This window comes from uncultured Photobacterium sp. (assembly GCF_947039875.1).
In the GTDB taxonomy this organism is placed as follows: domain Bacteria; phylum Pseudomonadota; class Gammaproteobacteria; order Enterobacterales; family Vibrionaceae; genus Photobacterium.
Map to the genome: position 1 here is coordinate 1 of NZ_CAMRAN010000024.1, position 25,091 is coordinate 25,091.

Sequence of the window (25,091 nt, forward strand, 5' to 3'; positions counted from 1 at the left end):
TAGTAAAATGGTTTAACGAAGAGAAAGGTTTTGGTTTTATTACTCAAGACAACGGCGGTGCTGACGTATTCGTTCACTTCCGTGCTATCGCTTCTGAAGGCTTCAAGACATTGGCTGAAGGCCAAAAAGTGTCTTTCGAAGTAGAACAAGGCCAAAAAGGTCTTCAAGCTGCAAACGTTGTAGCTATCTAATTTATCCTCGTTGATAAATAATAAAAATGCTGGCTATGGCCGGCATTTTTTATATCCGTTATTTAATCCATTCCCCGTCTTCTCTATCATCACTCAACGACGCCTTAACTGAACTATCACCGCATTTACTGTTATTACGTTCCTTCTTACATCCATAAGTGAATATTTATACCAATCCAATTATTACGCTATCATCGCTTAAAGCATGAGATCCCTGATCATCCTCGTAAGCATTCGCTGTAGATAATGATATAAAAGGATAATAAATTAGATTATCAATTGGTATTGATGAATGTCATGTAACATTTACCCGCTGTTATTTAATAAAATAGTAACTTTTCACCATTAATAATCCAGCACAAATGATCAACCTTCAGATCAAATGATCATCCTGTAAAAAGTAAATAAACACATCACATCAATAACAAAACAATAAATAAAATCTAAAACCGCTTTTATTGCGATCTGAATATGATTTATTCCCATTTTAAATTGACAAAAAAGCCAAAAAAGACAATTATCAACTTATCAAATGCTCCAGTGCATTCCATATGCTCACGCTGTGGGTCAATGGTCACATTAATGTACTTAGAGTAAGTATTAATTCTTTTGAACATGGTGCCATTTAAGGCTATAACTAATGCCATCATGACATAAGCCCTATACATAAGGTCGATAGATATGAGCACAAAATTAGAACAACTACGCGCACTAACTACTGTTGTTGCTGACACTGGTGATATCAAAGATATCAGCAAATACCAGCCTGAAGATGCGACAACAAATCCATCATTGATCTTAAAAGCGGCACAAATTGCAGAGTACGCTCCTTTAATTGACCAATCTATTGCTTATGCAAAAGCACAAAGCAATGATAAAGCACAGCAAATCCAAGATACTTGCGACATGCTTGCAGTAAACATTGGTAAAGAAATCCTAAACGTTGTTCCTGGTCGTATCTCGACTGAAGTTGATGCACGCCTTTCTTTCGATACTGAAAGCAGCGTAATTAAAGCACGTCACCTAATCAAACTTTACAACGATGCAGGTATCAGCAACGATCGTATTTTGATCAAACTAGCATCTACTTGGGAAGGTATTCGTGCAGCTGAGATTCTTGAAAAAGAAGGCATCAACTGTAACCTAACACTTCTATTCTCTTTCGCTCAAGCACGTGCATGTGCTGAAGCTGGCGTATTCCTAATTTCACCATTCGTTGGTCGTATTATGGATTGGTACAAAGCGAAAGAAGGCCGTAGTTTTGAAGCGCAAGAAGATCCAGGCGTGATCTCTGTGACTAACATCTATAACTACTACAAACAACACGGTTACAATACCGTTGTTATGGGCGCAAGCTTCCGTAACATTGAAGAAATTCTTGAGCTAGCTGGTTGTGACCGTCTAACTATCAGCCCACAACTTCTTCAAGAACTTGAAGATGCTACAGGTGTTGTAGAGCCTAAGCTTGTTGCTGCAACTGAGCTAAAAGCACGCCCAGCTGCAATGACTCACGCTGAATTCCTATGGGATCACAACCAAGAAGCAATGGCTGTTGAGAAACTAGCTGAAGGTATTCGTAACTTCGCAGTAGACCAAGGCAAACTAGAGACTATGATCGCAGATCGTCTTTAATCGCTAAGCACTATTTCAGAAAGCGGCTTCTAGAGCCGCTTTCTTAATTTAAAATTTACTTAATATTTTGGTGGAAACACTATGGAACATAAAATGTTAGCTAACGCTATTCGTGCTCTAAGCATGGACGGTGTACAACAAGCAAATTCAGGTCACCCAGGCGCACCTATGGGTATGGCTGATATCGCAGAAGTTCTTTGGCGTGGTCATATGGACCATAACCCACAAGATCCTAAATGGGCAGATCGCGACCGTTTTGTACTATCAAACGGCCACGGCTCTATGCTTATTTACTCTTTACTTCACCTAACAGGTTATGACCTATCAATTGACGATCTTAAAAACTTCCGTCAACTGCATTCAAAAACACCGGGTCACCCAGAATACGGTTATGCGCCAGGCGTTGAAACAACAACAGGTCCTCTAGGCCAAGGTATTACTAACGCTGTTGGTATGGCGCTTGCTGAAAAAGCAATGGCTGCACAATTCAACCGTGAAGGCCATGATATCGTCAACCACAACACTTACGCTTTCATGGGCGACGGTTGTATGATGGAAGGTATCTCTCACGAAGCATGTTCTCTAGCTGGTACGCTAGGTCTTGGTAAGCTAGTTGCTTTCTGGGATGACAACGGCATCTCGATCGATGGTGAAGTTGAAGGTTGGTTCGCTGACGATACTGCTAAACGTTTTGAAGCTTACGGCTGGCACGTAATTCGTAGCGTTGATGGCCACGATGCAGCAGCAATCAATGCCGCTATTGAAGAAGCAAAAGCTGAAACAGCTAAGCCTACGTTGATCTGTTGTAAAACAATCATCGGTTTTGGTTCACCAAACAAGGCAGGTTCTCACGACTGTCACGGTGCTCCACTAGGCGCTGAAGAAATCAAAGCAGCACGTGAATTCCTTGGTTGGAACCACGGTCCTTTTGAAATTCCAGCAGACATCTATGCTGAGTGGGATGCAAAAGAAGCAGGTAAAGCGAAGCAAGCATCTTGGAACGAGAAGTTTGCAGCATACACAGCAGCATTCCCTGGGCTAGCGGCTGAGTTTACTCGTCGTATGAACGGTGGTCTACCTGCTAACTGGGAAGCTGAAACAAGCAAAGTTATTGCTGATCTACAAGCAAACCCAGCTAATATTGCATCACGTAAAGCCTCTCAAAACGCACTTGAAGCATTTGGTAAACTATTACCTGAATTCATGGGCGGTTCTGCTGACCTAGCGCCTTCAAACCTAACTATGTGGTCTGGTTCTAAGTCAATCACACCAACTGATGCTTCAGGCAACTACATTCACTACGGTGTTCGTGAATTTGGTATGACTGCAATCATCAACGGTATGGCACTACACGGTGGTTTCGTTCCTTACGGCGCAACATTCCTAATGTTCATGGAATACGCACGTAACGCACTACGCATGGCTGCTCTGATGAAAGTTCAGAACATTCAAGTGTACACACACGATTCAATCGGTCTAGGCGAAGATGGTCCAACTCACCAACCAGTTGAGCAAGTATCATCTCTACGTCTAACACCAAACATGAGCACATGGCGCCCATGTGACCAAGTTGAATCTGCTGTTTCTTGGAAATACGCGATTGAACGTAAAGATGGTCCAACATCTTTAATCTTCTCTCGTCAAAACCTAACTCAACAAGATCGTACTGCAGAGCAAGTAGCTAACATCGTTAAGGGTGGTTACATCCTTAAAGATTGTGCTGGTAAGCCAGAGCTAATCTTAATTGCAACAGGTTCTGAAGTGGGTATCGCAGCAGAAGCATACGCAGAACTAACAGCAGCTGGTCGTCAAGTACGTCTAGTTTCTATGCCTGCTACTGATTTGTTTGATAAGCAAGATGCCGCTTACCGTGAAAGTGTTCTACCAGCAGACGTTACAGCTCGTATTGCTATTGAAGCGGGTATTGCTGATTACTGGTACAAGTATGTAGGCCTTAACGGTCGTATTATCGGTATGACAACATTTGGTGAATCAGCGCCTGCTGAAGAGTTATTCAAAATGTTCGGCTTTACTGTTGAAAACATCGTTAACAATGCTAAAGAACTACTAGCATAAGTTAATAGTTAATAAGAACCGTATTTTTGTTCTTAAATAACGAATCTAAAAATGGTCTAACGAATGTTAGGCTATTTTTTTATCTGTTTTTTATGATCTAAGTGTTACTTCATAAGTATTGCTTCATAATCATCCGCAAGCAGTCATTATTTTCTCGTTAATTTAAACGGGAATCACTCCCAAAAAATAATTTTAACTGATATCCACAATAAATTTCACCTTGTTGAAAGACAAAATGCCGCTTGCTATATGATATAAAGCTATCAAAAATTAGCCCGACATCCATTTCTTAAGCGTGATGCTTTTAGAGTTGAGTTCTTTATCACGATGATTACGATTCTTTAGCAATCGCACTCGATGCTACTTTTTACGCTCATTTTATGGGCTATTATTTAACATTTAATTCATAGTGTAGATATATTATTCAATACTCAAGTCCATTAACCATAATAAATAACTATTAATTAATACTTATTCCGTCAAAAAACAAATAACCGTTTTATTCCCCTTTAAATACATTGTCATTATTAATAGCTATGTTTCCATTTTTATAGACTAATATAAAGATTAACAATTATATTTAATTAATTTCCCATATGATGATTTCTATTCTTTATACCTATTTTTATTATTCAGCAATTATCAAAAATAGAATATTTGATTATAAAAAAGTATATTGTCAAAATTTAAAATAAGCGTAAATTAAATTTCATAGACAGACACAAACTTATTATTAACGCTGTTTATTGAAGGATTAAGAATATGAGTCATAATAGCCAAGAGCATCAAGGTTCTCAAAAAGGTCATCAACATACAGCTGAAGCTGAACATGTGAAGATGGAACGTCGCTACAGTGAAGAAGTTGAACACAAACATGACCGTGACCACCATGAAGTACGTGACCATGAAAAAAGCCACCCACACACTCAGCATGGTGGCGATCCTAAAGGCCATAAACATCCAGAACAAACTCATGGCGACCGCCATGAACATGACGAACACCGTCATCACAAAGCTAAAGAGCATGATCATAAAGAATCATCTCGAGAGCATCACAAAACGTCAACTAAATAATTAGTTATTCAAGTTTACGTTTTTATTCGTGATATTTTAAAAGCCGATTTAATAGCAATAATAATTATATTATTCATTTAAATCGGCTTTTGTTTATTTATTTTTGTAATAATATATTTTTACTTATTTAATAAGTATGGCGATATAAACGTAAAAACCTCTTGCTCACACAAACCAACACTTACTTCAATACCAGCCTGTTTTAAAACATCAATACCCTTGCCACTATTTCGTGGGTCAGGATCAAGGGTAGCAACTACGACTCGCTTTATCCCTTTTTCAACCAAAGTATGTGCACAGGATGGTGTACGACCAACAAACGAACAAGGCTCTAAAGTCACATAAGCGGTTACATCGTTAAGTGACGATGCATAATTTGCTAATGCCATCGCTTCTGCATGATGACACCCCGGTAACTGCGTAAAACCTTCACTCACAATTTTTCCATCTCGCACTAGCACACACCCAACAGGTGGGTTAGGACGGCAAGCTGGCAATGCTTGATGTGATAATGCTAATGCACGCTGCATAAAGCTGATTTCTTGCGCTAAATCTGTCATAACAACTTCACTTTAATGATCACAGAGAATCTATTCTATACCGAAATCAGGCTAACCGTTATGTTGAAGCCATGAATGATATATGAATCAATGACTCACCCTCAATTCAGGTGCCGTAGGTTTAAATACCCGTTCTGAATAACATGAGGTTTTTCATGAAACGATTAATAATAACGTTAGCATTATCGCTAGCACTGCATTCATTCTCGGCTTTAGCATCGATGCCTACCACCGGCAAACAGCCCCCGTTAACGACTCAGCACCTGATTGAGTATATTGATCATACTCATCAATTAACAGCCGCAGAAAAAATTCAGACCAATGTAGTAAATTCGATAAATATCAATAACTATTTACAGATCAATTCTCATAAAGATCCGCATTTAGAACAACGAGAAGTCGTACTTCGTCCTAAGAAAAAATACACCAGTAGCTATCAAAGTCACAACTAATACAAATAACAATAAAGATAATCAACCATTATCTTTTATTCCCTTAATATAATATTCGTCCAGCTTAATATTGCATCAATTAGCTGGACGAAATTGCTTTTTCTACATCCTTGAGAGTAAAAATACCTTATAATCATTATTTATATACTTTATAGATGTAATCATTGAGAAATTAAGTAAAAAAACAGCCCCTACAGCATTAATTCATTTAAGGTTCAGAAAGGCTATGTTTTGATACCTATTCGCCAAATAAGCCAAGTGCCAACGCACTCATTTAAAAATAAAAGAACGAACGAGTATTATGTTTACGTTTAAAACGACAGCACTAACTAATTTTGTAAACTATCGCCTTATTAGCCTAGTTGGGCTCTCAATCATCACTACAGCTGCCGTATTATCAATTAACACCACATCATTAGCACACCATAAAGAAATACAACTGCCTTTAATTACTACGCCTCAAGTTGTATTAAATACTTTAAAACCAGCAGCAGTAACCAAAAATATTATATTGCCACCAACTTATGAATATAAAGTTAAGCAAGGCGATACACTGAGTGGAATCTTTTCTCGTTTAAATTTACCGCAATCTGATATAAAAGACATCATGGCGGCAGATTTAAATAGCTTACAAATTGATAACTTACGTCCAAAAGATATTTTACGATTTTGGGTAACAGACACTGATCATCGCTTAAATAAACTCCAATTACAATTTAACGTCGCACGTACTATTGACTATACGCGAGATAAAAATAACGACTTTGATGTTAAAGAAGTTATCTTACCTGGAGTATGGCGAGAAAAAGTCATCAACGGTAATATTCGTGGAAGTTTTAGTCTTTCCGCTCAAAAAGCAGGTTTAAAAGACAGTGAAATTAATGAAATCATTGCCATCTTTAAAGATAAACTGAATTTTCAGCAAGACGTAAAAACAGGCGATCGATTTGAAGTTGTTAGCAAAGCTAAGTATATCAATGACCAAGCGAGTGGTGATACTGAACTCCAAGCTATTCGCATTTTCACCAAAAAACACCAATATTCTGCTTATTTAAGCAGTGACGGTAACTTCTATGATCAAAATGGTGAAAGCTTACAGCGCGCGTTTTTACGTTATCCAACAACAAAACCGTTCCGTATTAGTTCACGCTTTGACCCTTATCGTCGCCATCCAGTAACAGGACGTATTCAGCCACATAACGGAGTCGATTTTGCCGTGCCAACAGGCACTCCAGTATTAGCAACCAGTGATGGTGTTGTCACTCGTGTCACAAACCACCCTTATGCAGGCCGTTATGTGGTAATCAAACACAGTGCTAATTACAGTACCCGTTACCTACATAATAGCCGCATCTTGGTCAAAGTTGGTCAACGTGTAAAACGCGGTCAAAAAATCGCATTATCTGGTAGAACTGGACGTGTTACTGGCCCTCATATTCACTATGAATTGTTGGTACGTGGCAAACCTGTTAACCCATTAACAGCGAAGATTCCATTAGCTGCATCGGTTTCACATAAACAAAAGAAAGCCTTTGAGCTTGATGTAGTGCAATACAACCGTTTAATGCAGCAGCCATTACCACCGAAAGAGACTGAGATTCAAGTCGCGATCAACGAACCGAAAGATTTGTGATAATCCCTATAAAGGCATTGCTGACCCACAGTAATGCCTTTATTAAACAGAGCACCTTACCTCAGATACACTCTGATACATTTATGTTACTTTAAATCTAATTAAACGTGATATCGTTCCTGTTTTAAAATGGACTTAATGATTATTCTCAAGGCGTTATAACGCAGTTCTATTGCAAAAATATGAATTAATTATTATCTCTCAATAGCCCATATACAGGACGTATCTATGGCCACAAAAAATATCCCGTTTGAATTTGCAGATCTCATGGTTGAACCGGGAAGCCATGCCAATTGCGAACTTGAAATTGCTCGCCTATATACTCACTCCCCATTATCAGTCTCTGTTGATATTCTGCATGGAAAACATCCAGGCCCAGTATTACTGATCAATGCTGCTATTCATGGTGATGAGCTCAACGGTATTGAAGTTGTACGTCAAGTTATTGAAAAAATAGATTTATCAAAACTACACGGCACTATTATTGCTGTGCCTGTCGTTAACGTGTTTGGCTTTATTCATAAATCACGTTATCTTCCAGATCGCCGAGATTTAAACCGTTGTTTTCCAGGCGCAGAACGCGGCTCCATCGCAGGCCGTATGGCATATCAATACTTTAACCAAGTTGTACGCCGAGCTACTCATGTGGTTGATTTGCATACTGCCGCTATTTATCGTACGAACTTACCACAAATTCGTGCAAATCTTGATAACCCACAGGCTCAAGCAATGGCAATGGCATTTGGCTCTCCGGTAGTTGTTGACGCTAGCCTTCGTGAAGGCTCATTACGTGCCGCAGCCGAAGAATTTAATATTCCCGTGATCACCTTTGAAGCAGGTGAAGCACTTCGCCTTGATGCCCATGCCGTTGGTTCAGGTGTACAAGGTGTATTAAAAGTAATGCAGTACTTAGAAATGTTACGTACGAGTCGCAGTAAAAAAATAGTAGAGCCAATGGTGCCAAAGGCGACACGTTGGGTACGTGCTGATTCTGATGGCTTACTACGCTCACACGTTGCATTAGGTGAAAAAGTAAATAAAAACCAAGTGATTGCGACGATCAGTGATCCTGCTGGTAGCAATCAAATAACAGTGATTGCACCACAAGGTGGCATTGTCATTGGTCAGCAAACACTACCACTCGTAAACGAAGGTGATGCTATTTTCCACATTGCGTTTTTTGAAGAACCTGATGGCTTAGTAGAAGAGCAAGTTGAGTCTTATCTTTACGATGCTATTGAAGAGCTTGATGATGATTTAAAATGGGGTATGACCAGTTAATTCATCATTATCATTAAAAAAAGTCTCTAAATAAAGTACAAACAAAAAGAGAAGCATCATTGGCTTCTCTTTTTATGGTATTTATTTTGTAGCTTACTGTTTATTTGCATGCCCGAAGTAATTGCTGATATTTTTCAGGTGTATCAATATCATGATAAATACCACTTGATGCATCTAACTGTAAATATTGCTCTTCACCTGTTTGCAATACTTGCTTCATTTTAGCCGTCGTTGGTAAGGCTAAAATGCATGGAATTAACGCAGCATCAATTAAAACGGGATGCCCTGTTTGTTGCTTATTACCAGGAAACACTACGGCAGCATGACGCATTTGCGATAACAGCGAAAATACCTGCGGATCGATACAAGGCATATCGGCATGAGTAATAAAAAACCATGAACTAGCTACCGCTGCAATTCCCTTTTGAATAGAGCTTAACATGCCTTGTTGATAATCAGGATTCACCACCACCAGAATATGTGGCTGATGTCGGTATCGCTGTACCAGTTCATCAGCGCGATAACCGGCAACGACTATTACTCTTGAACAAAAGACCAAGGCGTGTTCAATGGCAATATCGAGTAGTGTACTGTCACGATAAGGTAGTATAGGTTTCCATGCCCCCATTCGTGATGACAGCCCCGCAGCCGGTATCACACAATCAACCATGGTGATAATGCCATGAATCACAGTCAATGCCGTTTTTTACTGCGATAACTTCTGCGATCACGGCAATGGCAATTTCAAACGGGGTCTTACTACCAATAGCAATTCCAATTGGCGCATGTAATCGTGCTAATTGTGACTGTGTATATTCACCAATTCGCATTAATCGTTCACGACGACGAGCACTGTTCGCATGTGAACCTAATGCACCAATATAAAACGCATTGGACTCTAATGCTCCCATTAATCCCATGTCATCAACACGAGGATCATGGGCAAGTGCTAACACTGCGGTATAAACATTGGTATAACGCTCAACAAAAGCATCCGCAGAGCACCATTCAACATCAATGCCCCCTTCTGCCGCTGTCCAACGCCAACTTTGACTGTAATTTTCACGAATATCACACAATCTTACAGTAAATCCCGCTCTCACGGCTAACCGTGCAACCTCTTCACTGACTTGGCTTATGCCCAATAATAGTAATTGCCAATGTTGTTGGTAATGCACCATTAACCAGGGGGAAGGATATGGCGTAGTATCTGTACCACTGACAATATTACGTTGCTCAGTCTCAATATTGACAGCACGAATAAAAGTGGACGTTTGTTCCGCAGCCATTAACCAATCGTCAACCAAATAACAATTATCAGGGTATAAATGTTCAATTAATAAAGAGATGTGACCACCACACGGCAGTTCATATTGGCTACCATTTGCGGCTAAATGGGTACCATAATCAAACACTTGCAGTGGTTTATCTAGCTCATGTTGTTGAATTAACTTCATAAAAGCATCTTCAATACACCCACCAGATACCGATCCTGAGCGAATATCACCATCAGTAGCAAATAAAGCGCCAACAGGACGGGGAGCCGATCCATAAGTGGACAAAATAGTACATAACCACACTGATTTCCCTTGGTGTAGCCATGTCTGACAATCTAATAATACGTGTTTATCTAAGGCATTCATAAGTCGTCTATCACTTTGTTTACTATAACAACAATACCAAAGTTAGCCTGCAATAATGCAGGCTAATCTTAAGCTTAATCGTTAGCTAATTGCTTTTTAACTGCCGCGACTTGCTTTGCGGTGGTCGTTGTTACTTGTGAAGAAAAACGTTTATGCAAATACATTATCAAATCAGCCATTTGTTGGTTATTTAAGCTATTTTTATATCCAGGCATAGCATAATAAGTTTGATTCTGGCTGTAACTTTGTCGCTCAATACCATTATTTAAAACAGCTACCGTATTGAAAATATTACTGTTTTCAATAGTCGCATTATTTTCTAACGCAGGGGCTACATTTGGTGTCCCCTGGCCATTTTGACCATGGCAACCAGAACACTTATCCATATAGATACGGTATCCTGGTAGTTTAGTGTCAAATTGTGATGTAACAAGTGACGTTAACTTAGGTTGTGCCACAGCCGATTGTGGTGGTTGTGTTTGATTCAATAAATAACTGGTTATTGCAGTAATATCATGATCGTCCAGTTGAGTTAGACTATGTTTCTCAACGATGAACATATCATTAAACGCAGTGCCTTTCGGTGATTGTCCTGTTTTTAAGAACTGGGCTAAATTATTAAATGTCCAATGTTCTTGAGCAAGATTTTTTGAGGTAATATTAGGCGCATTAAGATTATTAACTACCGCACCTTCTAGTGCGTGTTGTTGCTCCGTTGCCATCATAAAATTACGCGGAGTATGACACTCACCACAGTGGCCTAATCCTTGCACTAGATATTTACCACGATTCCATAATGGCGTTTTATCCGCGGTAGGTGTAAAGGTCGGTTTATCAAACGCGATAAGATTCCAGACTTTTAATCCCATACGAATATTGAACGGGAACCCAATCCCATTTTCTCTATTCGGTTGAGTCGCAGGTTTGGTTTGCATGAAATACGCATATAACGCGTGCATATCGTGATCGTTAATGCGGTGATACGACGCATAAGGCATCGCAGGGTATAAATTACCTTTAGGCGCAACACCATTACGTACCGCATCAACAAATTGCTGATAACTGTAATTACCAATACCGTGCTGTTTATCACTACTAATATTAGTTGAATATAGAGTACCAAACGGCGTATCAAATGCACGCCCACCACCATAAACTTGACCACTATCAATAGTATGACAACCACTGCAATCACCCGCAGCCGCTAAGTATTTACCTTGCGCGATCAATTGTGCCATGTTTTCGGATAATGGCGCTTGTGTATCCGTTGATTCGGCTTGTGCATACACTGTGCTGCTACTTAATAATAAACCACAAACGGCACTGATTTTTAAACTCGGTTTCATTTGACTAACCCCGGCTGTGACAGTACTAAATCTCGCAAACCAACATAGTATTTACGGTAACCAGAACAACGGCAAATATGTTTTTTTAATGCGTTTTCAATCACATTCTCAACCTGTTCTTTATCGACAGGTTGCTTGGCTAATTGCTCAACTAATACGGTTGATTCATTAACAAAACCAGAAGTACACCAACCACATTGAAAAGAAAAATGATCCACAAATGTTTGCTGTACTGGGCTTAATGCTGTGATCTGCCCCATTAAATTACGTTTTGCGTGACCTTCGACGGTACGCAGTTTTTTGCCGTTAAAATTACCAACACCATTAATACAAGTACGTTCCGTATGCGATCCACCATCGGCATCATCCACAATGATAGAGCAGGCGTGACAAACACCAATACCACAACCAAATTTAGTACCAGTTAACCCTTGATATTCATGAAGAAAATCAATCATTTTCACTGATTCATCAACATCAACTGGACCGACAACATTACCGTTAATAGTCATTGTTACAGTGATCATGCGAGTGCTTCCTTAATATCATTAGCCGTTACAGGTAAGTGGTAAAAGCGTTTATTAGTAATTTGGTAAAGTGCTTCAGTAACAGCTGCGACAATTGGAATCATCACCACTTCAGCAATACCTTTGCGCTGATCAGAGTTATTAAATGGCGGCAAAATAGTATGATTCATTTGCCATACACCCACATCTGTCGCTAATGGCACCTGATAACGATTGAGGTTCCAAGTACCATTACCTGGACCTTCTTCACCTGGTGGTAAGTATTCGTGCAATACATGCCCAATCCCCATCACCAAACCGCCTTCAATTTGACCTTCAACCAACTCTTTAACAATCACTTTACCTGCATCAAGCCAAGTTTGAGTGGCAACAATTTCAACTTTACCTGAGCCTTCTTCAACCGCTAATTCGACCAAGACTGCACAAGGGGCGTAATACACCACCATTGCATTATTTAAAACAGTCGCTGGATAGTTAACATTGCTACGGTCTAATAAATGCCAGCCATCACTGGCCATTAATTTTTTCTTATTCGCATTAGCACCATGGCCATATTTCACTGCCATTGCATCTAATTGATACGTTTTTGTCTGTCCTTCAACAGTGAAATCTGCATCCACCCAGCCCCAACGGTTAAATGTATGCACCATTGCACCGGTCACTAAACCTTGCTGATGGACATGCTGTGCTAGCATATCAAGAGGTAATGGTTCCATGCCTTTAGCACTTAACTTACCCTCAACCCAAACAGCATCTTCCATTGCACCAAAATCTATCGCAGCCAGATCACCGCTGTAATACAACTTAGTCCAAATAGCTTTTGCCGCAGGCCATAATCCGTATTCAAAAATCACTTTCGCTGCATTTTCTGTTGCTTTAGATTGGAAATAAGCCGACGTTGATGCAGACGATGCGTAAGGAATCGTCGGTGTCCAACGCGGATTTTGTTGCATTTTATCTTGGTAGGCTTGGCTCATCGTAAATGGTGATTGAGTATTGATCATCTGTAATGGATCCCAACCATGCACTTCAGCAAGGTTGATAGTATCAGCAGGACGGCCAAAATAATCAGCTAAAACAGCGGCTTGTGATGTTTGTGCGCCAGTGCCGATTTCCACCGCAGAAATACCCATCACTAAACGACCGTTTTTATCCATTTCAATATAAGTTGAAGGTGCATCATCACCCGCACCATAATCTTTAGTACAAATGGCAAAACCCGTACCAAAGCGTTTATTTGGATATTTCGCTTCATAGGTTTTACGGCGTTGTTCACGCTGGGTCCACATTTCATGCTGCTGTGCTTGTTTTAATATTTCAGCATAATGTTCAGTGCTAGTTGGTACCGCACCTTGGGTATTCAATTGGCCCGTTTGGATCGTATTGCGAAGTCTTAAATCAATCGGATCAATATTGAGTAATTGTGCTGCTTCATTAACCATCATTTCCATGGCTGACATTGTCTGTAACGTACCAAAACCACGCATAGAACCTGATGCGGGATTTTCAGACACATTGGCAACAGCGGTAATATCATTTTTAGGGAAATAATAAATTGACTGCAATGCACTCGCGCCGACTTCAGCAACAACAGAGCTGAAGTTTTCACGGCCACCGCCATCAAGATCCATGTAACTCACAATCCCTTGGAATTTACCGGTTGTTTTATCAATCGCTAATTGGTTGTGCATCTTAAAAGGATGACGTTTTAAACCTGATTGAAACTGTTGGAAGCGATCGTTTGCCATACGTACAGGATGTTTACTGTACATCGCCGCTAATAGACCATAGAAAGGCAATATAGAGTGATCTTTACCACCAAAGCCACCACCAATAAAAGGCGAGTGCACCACCAAGTTCTTCACTTTACCTGCAAGAGGACCATTGTTAAGCATCTTGGTTGCAAAACCAAAGAAGTTAGCTGGAGATTGCGAAGAAGGAATGGTATGCATAGTCTGTGTTTTAGGATCAAACCAACCATTAAAACATTCGGGCTCTAAAAACATCGGATCAATAAATTGAGTTTGATAATTACGATCTAACACAAAATTATTATCATCTTTTAAGCTTGCTTTAATATCGTCAGCAACCGCCATTTGTTGCTCTAATGCTGTACCTAAATGATTGGGCTTTGGCCAAAATGGTTTATGGTCAACATAATTAGGGAAATTAACACCATTTTTTAATGGACTGTATTTATCAGGTAAGACGCCCTCAGCATTACCTTGTTCACGAGTAATTCGCCACACACCCCACGGATCTTTTTCTGCGGCAACTAATGGTTGTTGTTTACCATATTTAATAATTTCACTATTAAATTGCAATATACCTTTAGCGCGATGATAAGTGATAAAGTCATCAAAAATAAGTAGCATGACGACTTGACCAATATAGTCAGGCATTGCACCTTCAGTAACCAACATATTAGTGCCATAAAATTGTGGTAATTCAATCTTATCTTTGGTTAATGTTGATCCAGTAACAATATTACTTGGCTGAGCATTTGCAGGTAATAAACTTAAATCAACACCTTGATAGATACGATCAGCACGATCGGCACGAATATAAAAAGCCCATGACTGCTCACTTGGCCAACCATTAATATCAGTTGATCGCAAATCACGTCCATACACTTTTTCACCCGTTACTTTAGCAATAGCATCACTTCGAAAACGTACTTTAAAATCAGATTTCCAAGATGATGCTAATTCAGGAGCAACTAAACTATTACTGCCATCTAAATTAAGATTAAATCGGGCTAAAGCGGGGACTGTATAAACGCAGATACCAGCAATGATACCATGTTTAATAAAACTCCTTCGCGAAAGTTCCATTGACATGATTAACTCCTTCACATTCTCACTATAATTTTTATTATATTTCAAAATGAAAATTCTTTTTTATTAAATACCACACAATAGCCATGGTTATTAACAACAATAAGAAAATCAAATTAAAATTACTATTTATGCACAATAGATATGCTTAATATTACGCATTTTAAACCCCTGCATCATATACGAAACAATCAATTAAAAGCAAAAATATGAATAATTACCTAAACAATAAAAAGAAACATAAAAATAACAATTGGGTTTACATTCGATAGTTTTTTTTACTAAACAGACAATAAATAAACTATTTTCACAGCGGTAAAGAGATCTTTATTCAAAAAAAAACAAATTTCAAATTAATATTGATTTATAAGTTATCAAGTTAGTCTATTAAAACATCGTCATTTTTATGACGCTTAAACCATATATAATAAAAAAGGATAGGTTATTAAACCTATCCTTTTTTATCTAGTAACAAATTGATTAATTTTTATATCAATGACGGTATGATTCATAAAGGAACCAGACACGACGTTCTGTTTCATCAATCCAATTATCAATCATACTCACTGAAGAAAAATCATTACGTTCATCACATAAAATATGTGCGGCACGAAGTTCAGCGGCTAATTGTTTATTATCTTCACACAACTCAGCAAGCATATCTGCGGGCTCAACATAATCAGCGTCATTATCTAAAATACGCTGCATACGAGCAATTTCACCAATTGAACGAATAGTACGGCCACCAATTTTACGTGCACGTTCAGCAATATCATCAGTCATTGCAAATAACTGAGTACTTTGCTCATCTAACATTAAATGGTAATCGCGGAAATGCGCACCACTCATATGCCAATGAAAGTTTTTGGTTTTCATATAAATCGCAAACACATCAGCTAAAATTGCAGTTAATGCGCCACTGATCTCTTTAGTCGCGTCTACACATAGATCTGTAGGTGTGGCTAGAGGATGAGTGAGATGTTGTTTAGCATCTTCAATTTGAACTTCATTCAAGATTGTAGTACTCATCGTCTTATCCTTAGTAATAATTTTGTGAACATCATTACTATAGGCCGTTTTATTTGTATGACAATAGTGGGTAGCAGCAGATAAATGCAACCTGATTTTACTTTCTTCTCGATTAATAGTATTAGTTTTAATTCAGTATAATTATCAGTATTTCTATTTTTTTGAAATGATAATTAGATAAAATTTGCTTAAATATAGCCAGCTGTTTACCCTCTAAAACAGACACCTCAATAATAATGATATAGGTAACACAATGGACAATTCATTTGGATACGCAATTGGTACTCCGGGAATAAAATGGAGCGCCACAGAAAAAGCTGCATGGTTAGCACAAACCACCATTAAACGTAGTTACCTTGAGCAAGTTGTTTCCCAGATTCATACTTTAAGTGAAAAATTCGATGTTGAGCAATATGGTGAACTGTCTTACTCACCTGAAAAATATCCGCTATTTGCAATCAAAACTCGCCATTGGGATGACGCAAAACCAACGATCTTAATCACGGGTGGTATTCATGGTTATGAAACTAGCGGTGTCCATGGTGCATTAACGTTCTTGGCACAAAAAGCACAACAATACAGTACTGATTTTAATATTATGGTCGTGCCTTGTGTAAGCCCATGGGGATATGAAACGATCAATCGTTGGAATCCTAATGCAGTCGATCCAAACCGCTCATTTTATGCAAATAGCCCAGCAGAAGAATCTGCCGCATTGATGAAGCTCGTTCAAGCTCAGCATACACATTTTCTCGCTCACCTTGATTTGCATGAAACCACTGATAGTGATGAAAGTGAATTTAGACCAGCGCTTGCCGCACGTGATGGTAAAGAATATATCGCCGATATTGTACCTGACGGTTTTTATGGCGTCGGCGATACTGAAAACCCACAACATGACTTTCAAAAAGCCATTATTGATTCAGTGCGCCATGTTACCCACATTGCCCCCGCTGACAATGATGGTAATATTATTGGAGAGCCAATTACCCAAGAAGGTGTGATTAATTATCCACTAAAAGCATTAGGTTTATGTGCTAGCGTAACTGACGCTTTGTATACTTCAACAACTGAAGTTTATCCAGATAGCCCTCGTGTTACAGATCAAGAGTGTAATATGGCCCAAGTAGCGGCCATTATTGGTGCTCTTGAATATTTAAAACACCACCAGTCGTAAGCTCTTTTTTATCCACTCTTAAACGCGCTATACTGATTATCTAGTGTAGCGCGAAGGTTTTTTATTATGTGCACTTACTTCAATACGATGGACTCCCCCATTGGATGCTTAACACTGTACGCTACTGAGCATGCGTTAACAGCTATCCTCTATCAAGATCAAACACCGCAACCTGAAACAGCAACCTACATGCCACAACACCCATTATTAGTTGAATGTGAACAACAATTACAACAGTATTTCACAGGGACTCGCCAACACTTTGATTTACCATTGGCACCTAAAGGCACTGATTTTCAGCAACGTGTATGGCAATCTTTATGCACCATCCCATATGGTGTGTGTTGGAGTTATCAGCAACTCGCTATCTCAATTGGTAATATTAAAGCATGCCAAGCTGTTGGAATGGCAAACAGTAAAAACCCGTTATCCATTGTCATTCCATGCCACCGCGTTATTGGTAAAAACGGTACATTAACTGGCTATGCTGGCGGATTAGAGAAAAAACAAACACTGTTGGCTTTAGAGCAAGAGCACGCCTAATTCCAACCGATAATCCAAGTTTGGTCATTTTTTAAATCATGCCAATCAATGTCATACAGTTTATTTGTCATTACAGCTTGAATAACACATTTTTCTACTTGCTGATTTTCATTAAATAATACTGTAACTATCTCAAAATGTTTTTCTTTGTTATCCACAACCACTTTCGTCCATTTGCTATGAAGTAACGCTTTGGGATTCACGGGATTCGTCATCATTAATTTCCTGACTGAACATTCATTACTACCCTATCATGCTCACGCTGTAACATACATGCTTGCTCACGTAAAAAATCTGTCAATGAATTTAGCTGTTGAACCACAATCGATGCTTGGTCAGTAAAAGGCAAATCTTCACCATTAGTCACTAAACATGATGGCATATTCGCACGAAAAGCAGCTTGTAAATCATAAACATAATCACCAACATAGAGTATATTTTGTGGTGTAAGTTGCCACTGTTGGGTAATATCAAGTAAGGCATCAGGTGCCGGTTTAGGAGGAAAATCCTCACGAGAGACAATGCGATCAAATTGCAATTTATGGTGATCAATCTTCAGCTTTGCTGCTTGAATACAGTTACGTGTGACCACTGCGGTAGGTATATTTTGCTGACGAAGATAAGATAATAAAGCGTAACAACCAGGCATAATAGACGACTGACGTGCATCCATAATTTCATGTTCAATCACTTTCTCTTCAAGCTGCTTACGGAAAGTTGCATCGGGAATGTCAGCAATATATTGCAATAGATCGACATCAGCCGCACAGTTTAGTTGTTGGCGTAACCAATCAAAATCTAATGCTGAACTGACAAGTGTGTTATCTAAATCAAAAATAACACCACTGATCATATTGTAAGGGATTGGGGTATACATGCCATTCTCCATCATCAATAACGCAATAATGACAGTGTATGAATATATGCACTTAGTGGCAATTATTGACATTTAATTCAGCGAGTATGATCACGTCTTATGTTGTACCTCAAGCTACTTAATAAAACAGCAGCTTGACGTTATTACTTCATTACAATCACATGAAATAGAAGCTCACACCAAACATTGCTGATGAATTTTAATCACTACTTTTTTAATCATCATTGGGGTCGAAATAACACACCCTGGTTTATGTGGTTGCTGTGGGAAAATAGCTAAAAACATACCCGGCTTTAATAATAAAGAACTGGTATTCGGCATGGTTTCAACTAACGCAAAATCATTGTCATGATCATAATCAGTCGCAGGGATGCAGTCAGTTAAATTAAGTGACACATCTATACGTTCTTCACCACTGATTAAGTATTGAAAATCAATATATTGTTGATGAACCTCACCTTGTTTAGCTGCTGCCGCTTGGGTTTCAAAACTCATCACATTAGCAAAAATACGATCGCCATCTATCTCATAACGACCATTCTCTAACTGCGCTAGATCTTGTGTATTTATAAAATTTATCGCTTGTTGAAAAGCCGCAGGCAATGCATGTAACGGCTGTTTAATTTCACCAAAAATCATTTTCTTATCCTTTTATAAATAAAAAGCGGAAAAGCATCCGCTTCTCCGCTTTGTTTTAAGTTTATTATTCAGTCACTATATTGAGTTCTTCAGCTGACTTACTTTTAAATAATGGGGCCGTGATAAAGCCCACGATGACCACCATTAACGTACCAATCACGCCGTAGAAGAAGAAGTTCAGATCAGTAAAGCCACGTACAATTAACACAGCAACAACCGCGGCAATCACACCACATAATGCACTACCTGCATTAGCACGGCGAACAAAGATGCCCAACATAAACAGACCTGTCATAGGACCGCCCATTAAACCGATTAAGCTATTAAATGCATCCCATATTTGACTTTCATTACTTTTAATTAAATAAACAGAAGCAGCAACACCTAATAAACCAGCAATAATCGTTACAACTCTTGCCATATTAAAGCTCTGCTGCATATTTTTTTCTTCGCCAAAACGGTTATAGATATCCACGGTGTAACAAGCAGAAATACTATTTAAACTGCTTGAAATACTTGATTGAGAAGCTGCAAAAATAGCCGCAATAATTAACCCTGCAATACCCGCAGGCATTTGAGAAATCACGTAAAACGGTAGAATACCTCCTGTATTAAAATTCTCAGGTATCAATTGTGAATTTTGACTATAGAAAGCATATAGCGCAGAACCAATAGCAAAGAAGAAAATAGGTACACAAGCAACTAACTTAGCATTAGTGATCAAGGTCTTTTTCGTTTCTTCAATAGAATCAGTCACAATATAGCGTTGTACTACATCTTGGCTCGCAGTAAATTGCTGTAAACTAGCAAATAAGAAACCTATCATTAATACAGGTAAAGTACTGTCAGTCCAGCTCCATTCAAAACTTGAACTTGGGAAATATTTATCTTGTTCAGCACTTAAACGGAATACTTCAGTCACACCGCCATCAACATGAAAACAAATAGTAACAAAGATGACGACTGCAGCGACGGACAGCATAATACCTTGAATAACATCCGTCCAAATAACCCCTTCAATACCGCCAAGGAAGGTATAAACAATACATAACACACCGATTAAAAATACGATCGTCAGAGGATCAATATGTACAAATGGCATTAATGCAAGTGCGGTTAAATAGGTAATAATTGCAATACGCCCAATATGGAATAGCATGAATGACATACTAGCAAACAAGCGCATCTTAATATCAAAGCGACGTTCTAAATATTCATATACTGAGGTTAAATTGAGTTTTCTAAAAAAGGGAATATAGAAATAGAACACTAACGGTAGAATAAGAATAGCCACATATTGGCCGACAAGGAAAGTCCAATCAGAAGTATAAGCCTTGGCAGGAATAGACATAAAAGTAATCGAGCTTAATGTGGTTGCAAATACACTGATTCCCGCCGCCCAACCCGGTATTCGGCCTCCAGCTTTAAAATAATCATCTGCTGATTTCTGACGGCGGGCAAAATAAACACCAACCAACATGACACCAATTAAATACGCGAACAATACGATATAATTGATCGTACCAAATGCTTGAATTTCCATATAAGCCTCACCATTTAGGGGTTGAGAGAAGATAATTAATTTCTATGTATGATTTTCTTGTCGTGCAAACCAATGAGCGGCACCTAACAAACCTGCATCACCACCAGATTGAGCGGGAATAATATGCGGTCGATAAAGTTCTGGTTTTTCATTTAGATATTGTTGAATATATTCACAATAATGAGGTGCAAGACCCACACTGCCACCGATAACCACCGCATCGAGATCTAAGCTAATTGTGAGGTTGGCAATTAATTCCGCGACCGCAGCAGCTGAAGAATGAATAATACTTATTGCATCTTCATTACCGTCAAGTGCCAGTTGATAGACCTGTTGCCCATTACATGGACGCTTAAATAAGGCACTACCAAGTTCACCTATCGCGGTACCTGAGGCCACTTTTTCTATACATCCTTGACGACCACAGCCACACAGAGGGCCATTAACATCAACAACCGTATGTCCAATATGACCACTAATACCCCGAGCCCCCGTTTGTAATTGTTGATTCAACACTAATCCACCGCCGATACCAGTAGAAATAGTAATAAACAACATGTTGTGAGTATTGTTATTAGGCGTTAGCGAAATAAATTCATACCATGCCGCAGCTTGGGCATCGTTCATTGCATATGTCGGTAATTTTGAAATACGCTGAATATTATCAACTAATTCAAATCGATTTAATCCACCTAAATTAGCGGGATTTAACGCCGTTAAAATCCCGTTATTAATGATTCCTGTTGAGGCAATAGCAACAAAATCAGCCTGAGTGATAAACGGGGTTAATAAAGAGGTTAATGCTGCGGAAAACACCGCGGGCTGTTGTGACTGAGGCGTAGCTATTTGATGACGATCTATAATCTGGTTAGTTGCACAATCCACTAGTGCCGCAGCTATTTTTGTGCCACCAATATCAACCGCTAAACAAACACTCATGCAATATCCTTAACACGTAATTGATCTGCGGTTGCAGCAGTATTTACCGCTTGTTTAAACCATTCGCAGATATGTTCAATACGCGTGATTGCAGAGCCAACCGTGACGCAGTTCGCTCCCGCAGTCATTGCTTTAGCTGCTAATACTGGTGAGTTATAACGCCCTTCAGCCATCACAAAATAACCACGTTGATGCAAAGCCATCACCAATTCTAAGTCAGGTTCAGTCGGTACTTCACCTTCGGTATAACCTGATAATGTTGAACCAATAATGTCAGCGCCTAATTGGTGGCACATATCACCATCAGCCAAAGTCGCACAGTCAGCCATTGCTAAACATCCATGTTGATGAATCGCATTAATTAAATTTTCAACTGTTTCTGGACGTTGGCGTTGCGTACCATCAATCGCAATAATGTCAGCACCAGCGGCTGCAAGATCAGCAACATCTTCTACAAATGGCGTAATTCTTACTGCTGAGTTATTCAGATCTCGTTTAATAATACCAATAATAGGTACAGCCACATGTGGACGTGTTGCTTGTAAATTTGCAATACCTTCAATACGTAAACCCGCAGCACCACCTAAAACCGATGATTGCGCCATTGCCGATACAATCTGAGGCTGATCCATAGGGCTATCATCAACAGGCTGGCAAGAAGAGATAAAACCATTATTTATATGTGCAAGAAGTGTTTGTGAATGCTTAACCATGATCGTTAGCTCCAAAAATATCAACGTTATGAAGTTTGACTCCATCATGTCGATATCATTGGAGTGACGCAATAATGAACTTTTTAAATAGAGAGATATTGCACACTCTTTGCCTAAAATAACCTCAAAATCACGATGTAAATCACAGTTAAAAAATAATCAATTCGTTGTGATTAATGTTTAATGAATAACCAGTAAGGCTACTTTACCCCCATAAAAAAGGCCACATTTGAATGTGGCCTTAATGGTATTTCTGGTAAAGTTTTAATCTAGCGCTTGGGTTGTTTTATACTTCTGCTGACGTGTATGTTGAGGATTGTCACGAACCAGCAATGTATAAAGCATATCTAATACAAACAGTTGCGTTATTTTAGTACCAATAGAATCCCCTTGCAGTTGCCCCTGACGATTACCATTAATTAATACATAATCAGACAATTCAGCCAACGGAGATAATGGATTATGCGTCAGCGCCACAGTAATTGCGCCACACTCTTTGGCCAATGCTAACGCTTTAATAGTTTCTTTTGACGTTCCGGAATGACTAATACCAATCGCAACATCGTCATTGTTTAATAATGCAGCTTTCATATACATAAAATGATTATTGGTTAACGCATCGACATCAAATCCAATCCGCATGAGTTTATTTTTCGCATCTTCTGCGGTAATGCCGGAGGACCCCACGCCAAAAAAATAAATCCGTTTTTGTTGCTGTAAAGCACGAGCCACCGCTTCTAATTTAGAAAAATCTAATAAATTTAATGTTTCACCTAAGACATTATTGATCGTCTGTTGTAACTTTCGACCGATATGTTCAGCATCATCATCTGCGGTTAATTCGGTATCAAGCATGTGCTTCTCAGTATCATGAGGTGTTGCAACCTCAATCGCTAACTTCATCTTAAGATCTTGAAAACCTTTAAAATGGAGTGCCCGACAAAAACGAATAATACTGGCTTCGCCAACGTTAGCTTGCTGAGCGAGTTCTGCAATTGAAAGTTCAGTCACAGGTTGAGGTTGTGCTAAAACATAATCAGCGATTCGACGTGCCGATGGTGTCAAGCTATCACGTAGACTACCTAACGTATCTAAAATTTTACCCACTTGAATTGCATCTGTTACCGCATTCATACGTTATCCTTGCCATTCTTCAGCTTAGGTGGCGATCTTTATCGTATTATCATTATGAAGTTTTACTCCAAAATCAAATCCAATCATCATTTCAATCCAAAATAACGATAAAAAATATTTTATAAATTTCAAAAATCAATTAATAGCAATAGATCACAGTTTCTATTAAAACCCCTAAAAGTCGTTTCTTTTTTATTGCCAACCAAAATCCCACTTCGTATGATAATATAACTCCAAAAGAATTACGCTTTAGAAGTAAAACTTCACAAATAAGGATCTGAGACATGGAAAAGCTAACAGGTTTAATTGCAGCCCCTCATACGCCATTTCTAGCTAACGGTGATATTGACTATGTCGCTATTGATGCTATTGCTAAACATCTTATTAATACCAATATCGTGGGTGCTTATGTTTTAGGTACGACAGGCGAAGGCATTCATTGTTCAGTAGCAGAACGTAAAGCGGTTGCAGAGCGATGGGTACAAGCAAGTGCAGGCCAACTGAAACTTATTATTCATACTGGTGCGTTAAGCATTACAGATACACTTGAATTAACCCGTCATGCTGATCAGTTAGATATTTATGCGACCTCGGCCATTGGTCCTTGTTTCTTTAAACCCAATAACGTTACCGATTTAGTTAATTACTGTAAAGCAGTTGCTGACGCTGCTCCTTCTAAAGGATTCTATTATTATCACTCAGAAATGAGTGGCGTGACGGTTGATATGGAACAATTCTTAATTGCTGCTGATAAAGTGATTCCAAATCTATATGGGGTTAAATTTAACAGCACTAATTTATATGAATACCAACGTTGTTTACGTGTTTGTGATAGTAAGTTTGATGTACCGTGGGGTGTTGATGAGCATTTCCCTGGCGCATTAGCGGTGGGAGCAATTAGTGCTGTCGGCAGTACCTACAATTACGCTGCGCCTCTTTATCACGACATGATTGATGCTTTTGCTCAAGGTGATCATCAAACGGTGATCAATAAAATGGACAATGTAATTGCACTTATTCGTGTCTTAGTTGAATACGGCGGTGTCGCGGCAGGTAAAACCGCAATGATGCTACATGATATTGATGCAGGTAACCCACGCCTACCATTACGCACATTAACAACCGAACAAAAACAGGATGTTATATGTAAAATGCGTGATGCCATTTTAGTGGCTTAGTTATTTTTTCTCCGATAAAGAAGCCAGCAAATAATTGCTGGCTTTTCATCATTTACAGTGTGAATTA

At 38.9% G+C, this 25,091-nt stretch carries 25 protein-coding genes; 10 read left to right on the top strand and 15 right to left on the bottom strand.

Translation table 11 applies throughout. The features are described from left to right. Positions 1 to 191 (top strand): cold-shock protein (locus tag Q0V26_RS10095; RefSeq protein ID WP_297481455.1); only part of this gene is annotated, 191 nt, incomplete at its 5' end. Between the two features lie 476 nt (positions 192 to 667). On the opposite strand, the gene Q0V26_RS10100 is transcribed toward Q0V26_RS10095, so the two are convergent. After that, entirely contained in the window at positions 668 to 841 is a 174-nt protein-coding gene (locus tag Q0V26_RS10100; protein WP_297481457.1) for a hypothetical protein, read from the bottom strand. A gap of 31 nt (positions 842 to 872) precedes the next feature. On the opposite strand from Q0V26_RS10100, the gene tal reads away from it, so the two are divergent. The 3 genes from tal to Q0V26_RS10115 all read left to right on the top strand — a co-directional run bounded on the left by tal (position 873) and on the right by Q0V26_RS10115 (position 4,973). Continuing rightward, positions 873 to 1,823, top strand: a complete 951-nt coding sequence (gene tal, locus Q0V26_RS10105; RefSeq protein WP_297481459.1) for a transaldolase — start codon at positions 873 to 875, stop codon at positions 1,821 to 1,823. An 81-nt stretch (positions 1,824 to 1,904) separates the two neighbouring features. Continuing rightward, positions 1,905 to 3,899 carry a transketolase gene (gene tkt, locus Q0V26_RS10110; RefSeq protein ID WP_297481461.1) on the top strand — a complete coding sequence of 665 codons (1,995 nt, stop codon included), beginning with the start codon at positions 1,905 to 1,907 and terminating at the stop codon, positions 3,897 to 3,899. A 762-nt stretch (positions 3,900 to 4,661) separates the two neighbouring features. Then, positions 4,662 to 4,973, top strand: coding sequence for a cation diffusion facilitator family transporter (locus tag Q0V26_RS10115; protein WP_297481463.1), 312 nt, complete (start codon positions 4,662 to 4,664; stop codon positions 4,971 to 4,973). A gap of 119 nt (positions 4,974 to 5,092) precedes the next feature. On the opposite strand, the gene Q0V26_RS10120 is transcribed toward Q0V26_RS10115, so the two are convergent. Continuing rightward, the gene (locus tag Q0V26_RS10120; RefSeq protein ID WP_297481465.1) at positions 5,093 to 5,533 is read right to left on the bottom strand and encodes a bifunctional diaminohydroxyphosphoribosylaminopyrimidine deaminase/5-amino-6-(5-phosphoribosylamino)uracil reductase RibD; all 441 of its coding nucleotides are present in this window, start codon (positions 5,531 to 5,533) and stop codon (positions 5,093 to 5,095) included. Between the two features lie 155 nt (positions 5,534 to 5,688). On the opposite strand from Q0V26_RS10120, the gene Q0V26_RS10125 reads away from it, so the two are divergent. From Q0V26_RS10125 to Q0V26_RS10135, 3 genes are all read left to right on the top strand, one after another. Next, the gene (locus tag Q0V26_RS10125) at positions 5,689 to 5,985 is read left to right on the top strand and encodes a hypothetical protein (RefSeq protein WP_297481466.1); all 297 of its coding nucleotides are present in this window, start codon (positions 5,689 to 5,691) and stop codon (positions 5,983 to 5,985) included. 301 nt (positions 5,986 to 6,286) lie between these two features. Next, on the top strand, positions 6,287 to 7,618 hold the full coding sequence (locus tag Q0V26_RS10130) for a peptidoglycan DD-metalloendopeptidase family protein (RefSeq protein ID WP_297481468.1): 1,332 nt from the start codon (positions 6,287 to 6,289) through the stop codon (positions 7,616 to 7,618). Positions 7,619 to 7,846: 228 nt separating this feature from the next. Next, positions 7,847 to 8,899 (top strand): succinylglutamate desuccinylase/aspartoacylase family protein, encoded by a 1,053-nt coding sequence (locus Q0V26_RS10135; RefSeq protein ID WP_297481470.1) that lies wholly within the window; start codon positions 7,847 to 7,849, stop codon positions 8,897 to 8,899. 100 nt (positions 8,900 to 8,999) lie between these two features. On the opposite strand, the gene Q0V26_RS10140 is transcribed toward Q0V26_RS10135, so the two are convergent. The 6 genes from Q0V26_RS10140 to Q0V26_RS10165 form a co-directional block, all read right to left on the bottom strand. After that, the gene (locus tag Q0V26_RS10140) at positions 9,000 to 9,590 is read right to left on the bottom strand and encodes an NTP transferase domain-containing protein (protein ID WP_297481472.1); all 591 of its coding nucleotides are present in this window, start codon (positions 9,588 to 9,590) and stop codon (positions 9,000 to 9,002) included. Next, positions 9,562 to 10,542 (bottom strand): XdhC family protein, encoded by a 981-nt coding sequence (locus Q0V26_RS10145; protein ID WP_297481474.1) that lies wholly within the window; start codon positions 10,540 to 10,542, stop codon positions 9,562 to 9,564. Before Q0V26_RS10145 ends, Q0V26_RS10140 begins: the two co-directional genes overlap by 29 nt. A 74-nt stretch (positions 10,543 to 10,616) precedes the next feature. Beyond that, positions 10,617 to 11,888 carry a cytochrome c gene (locus Q0V26_RS10150; protein WP_297481476.1) on the bottom strand — a complete coding sequence of 424 codons (1,272 nt, stop codon included), beginning with the start codon at positions 11,886 to 11,888 and terminating at the stop codon, positions 10,617 to 10,619. Further along, positions 11,885 to 12,415 (bottom strand): 2Fe-2S iron-sulfur cluster-binding protein, encoded by a 531-nt coding sequence (locus tag Q0V26_RS10155; protein WP_080156381.1) that lies wholly within the window; start codon positions 12,413 to 12,415, stop codon positions 11,885 to 11,887. The genes Q0V26_RS10150 and Q0V26_RS10155 overlap by 4 nt, the downstream gene beginning before the upstream one ends. After that, positions 12,412 to 15,255: a molybdopterin cofactor-binding domain-containing protein gene (locus tag Q0V26_RS10160; protein ID WP_297481478.1), complete on the bottom strand. Its 2,844-nt coding sequence runs from the start codon at positions 15,253 to 15,255 to the stop codon at positions 12,412 to 12,414. Before Q0V26_RS10160 ends, Q0V26_RS10155 begins: the two co-directional genes overlap by 4 nt. Positions 15,256 to 15,744: 489 nt before the next feature. Next, positions 15,745 to 16,281 carry a DNA starvation/stationary phase protection protein gene (locus Q0V26_RS10165; RefSeq protein WP_297481480.1) on the bottom strand — a complete coding sequence of 179 codons (537 nt, stop codon included), beginning with the start codon at positions 16,279 to 16,281 and terminating at the stop codon, positions 15,745 to 15,747. A 253-nt stretch (positions 16,282 to 16,534) separates the two neighbouring features. Between Q0V26_RS10165 and Q0V26_RS10170 the strand changes: the two genes are divergently transcribed. Then, positions 16,535 to 17,458: a M14 family metallocarboxypeptidase gene (locus Q0V26_RS10170; RefSeq protein ID WP_297481482.1), complete on the top strand. Its 924-nt coding sequence runs from the start codon at positions 16,535 to 16,537 to the stop codon at positions 17,456 to 17,458. 66 nt (positions 17,459 to 17,524) lie between these two features. Next, the gene (locus tag Q0V26_RS10175; RefSeq protein WP_297481483.1) at positions 17,525 to 18,001 is read left to right on the top strand and encodes a methylated-DNA--[protein]-cysteine S-methyltransferase; all 477 of its coding nucleotides are present in this window, start codon (positions 17,525 to 17,527) and stop codon (positions 17,999 to 18,001) included. Here Q0V26_RS10175 and Q0V26_RS10180 read toward each other — a convergent pair. The 7 genes from Q0V26_RS10180 to Q0V26_RS10210 all read right to left on the bottom strand — a co-directional run bounded on the left by Q0V26_RS10180 (position 17,998) and on the right by Q0V26_RS10210 (position 23,846). Beyond that, positions 17,998 to 18,219: a TIGR02450 family Trp-rich protein gene (locus tag Q0V26_RS10180; protein WP_235865806.1), complete on the bottom strand. Its 222-nt coding sequence runs from the start codon at positions 18,217 to 18,219 to the stop codon at positions 17,998 to 18,000. The two genes, Q0V26_RS10175 and Q0V26_RS10180, sit on opposite strands and share 4 nt — an antisense overlap. Further along, positions 18,219 to 18,878 carry an HAD family hydrolase gene (locus Q0V26_RS10185; RefSeq protein WP_297481486.1) on the bottom strand — a complete coding sequence of 220 codons (660 nt, stop codon included), beginning with the start codon at positions 18,876 to 18,878 and terminating at the stop codon, positions 18,219 to 18,221. The genes Q0V26_RS10180 and Q0V26_RS10185 overlap by 1 nt, the downstream gene beginning before the upstream one ends. Positions 18,879 to 19,052: 174 nt before the next feature. Beyond that, positions 19,053 to 19,517 (bottom strand): N-acetylneuraminate anomerase, encoded by a 465-nt coding sequence (gene nanQ / locus Q0V26_RS10190; RefSeq protein WP_297481488.1) that lies wholly within the window; start codon positions 19,515 to 19,517, stop codon positions 19,053 to 19,055. A 64-nt stretch (positions 19,518 to 19,581) separates the two neighbouring features. Next, positions 19,582 to 21,060, bottom strand: a complete 1,479-nt coding sequence (locus tag Q0V26_RS10195) for a sodium:solute symporter (protein WP_297481490.1) — start codon at positions 21,058 to 21,060, stop codon at positions 19,582 to 19,584. Between the two features lie 42 nt (positions 21,061 to 21,102). Continuing rightward, positions 21,103 to 21,999, bottom strand: coding sequence for an N-acetylmannosamine kinase (locus Q0V26_RS10200; RefSeq protein WP_297481493.1), 897 nt, complete (start codon positions 21,997 to 21,999; stop codon positions 21,103 to 21,105). After that, complete coding sequence (locus Q0V26_RS10205) at positions 21,996 to 22,712, bottom strand: putative N-acetylmannosamine-6-phosphate 2-epimerase (RefSeq protein WP_297481494.1); 717 nt, start codon at positions 22,710 to 22,712, stop codon at positions 21,996 to 21,998. The genes Q0V26_RS10200 and Q0V26_RS10205 overlap by 4 nt, the downstream gene beginning before the upstream one ends. Positions 22,713 to 22,976: 264 nt before the next feature. Then, a complete protein-coding gene (locus Q0V26_RS10210; protein ID WP_297481496.1) occupies positions 22,977 to 23,846 on the bottom strand; it encodes a MurR/RpiR family transcriptional regulator in 870 nt (289 codons plus the stop codon). A gap of 284 nt (positions 23,847 to 24,130) precedes the next feature. On the opposite strand from Q0V26_RS10210, the gene Q0V26_RS10215 reads away from it, so the two are divergent. Continuing rightward, positions 24,131 to 25,024 (top strand): dihydrodipicolinate synthase family protein, encoded by an 894-nt coding sequence (locus Q0V26_RS10215; RefSeq protein WP_297481498.1) that lies wholly within the window; start codon positions 24,131 to 24,133, stop codon positions 25,022 to 25,024. Positions 25,025 to 25,091 lie beyond the last annotated feature (67 nt).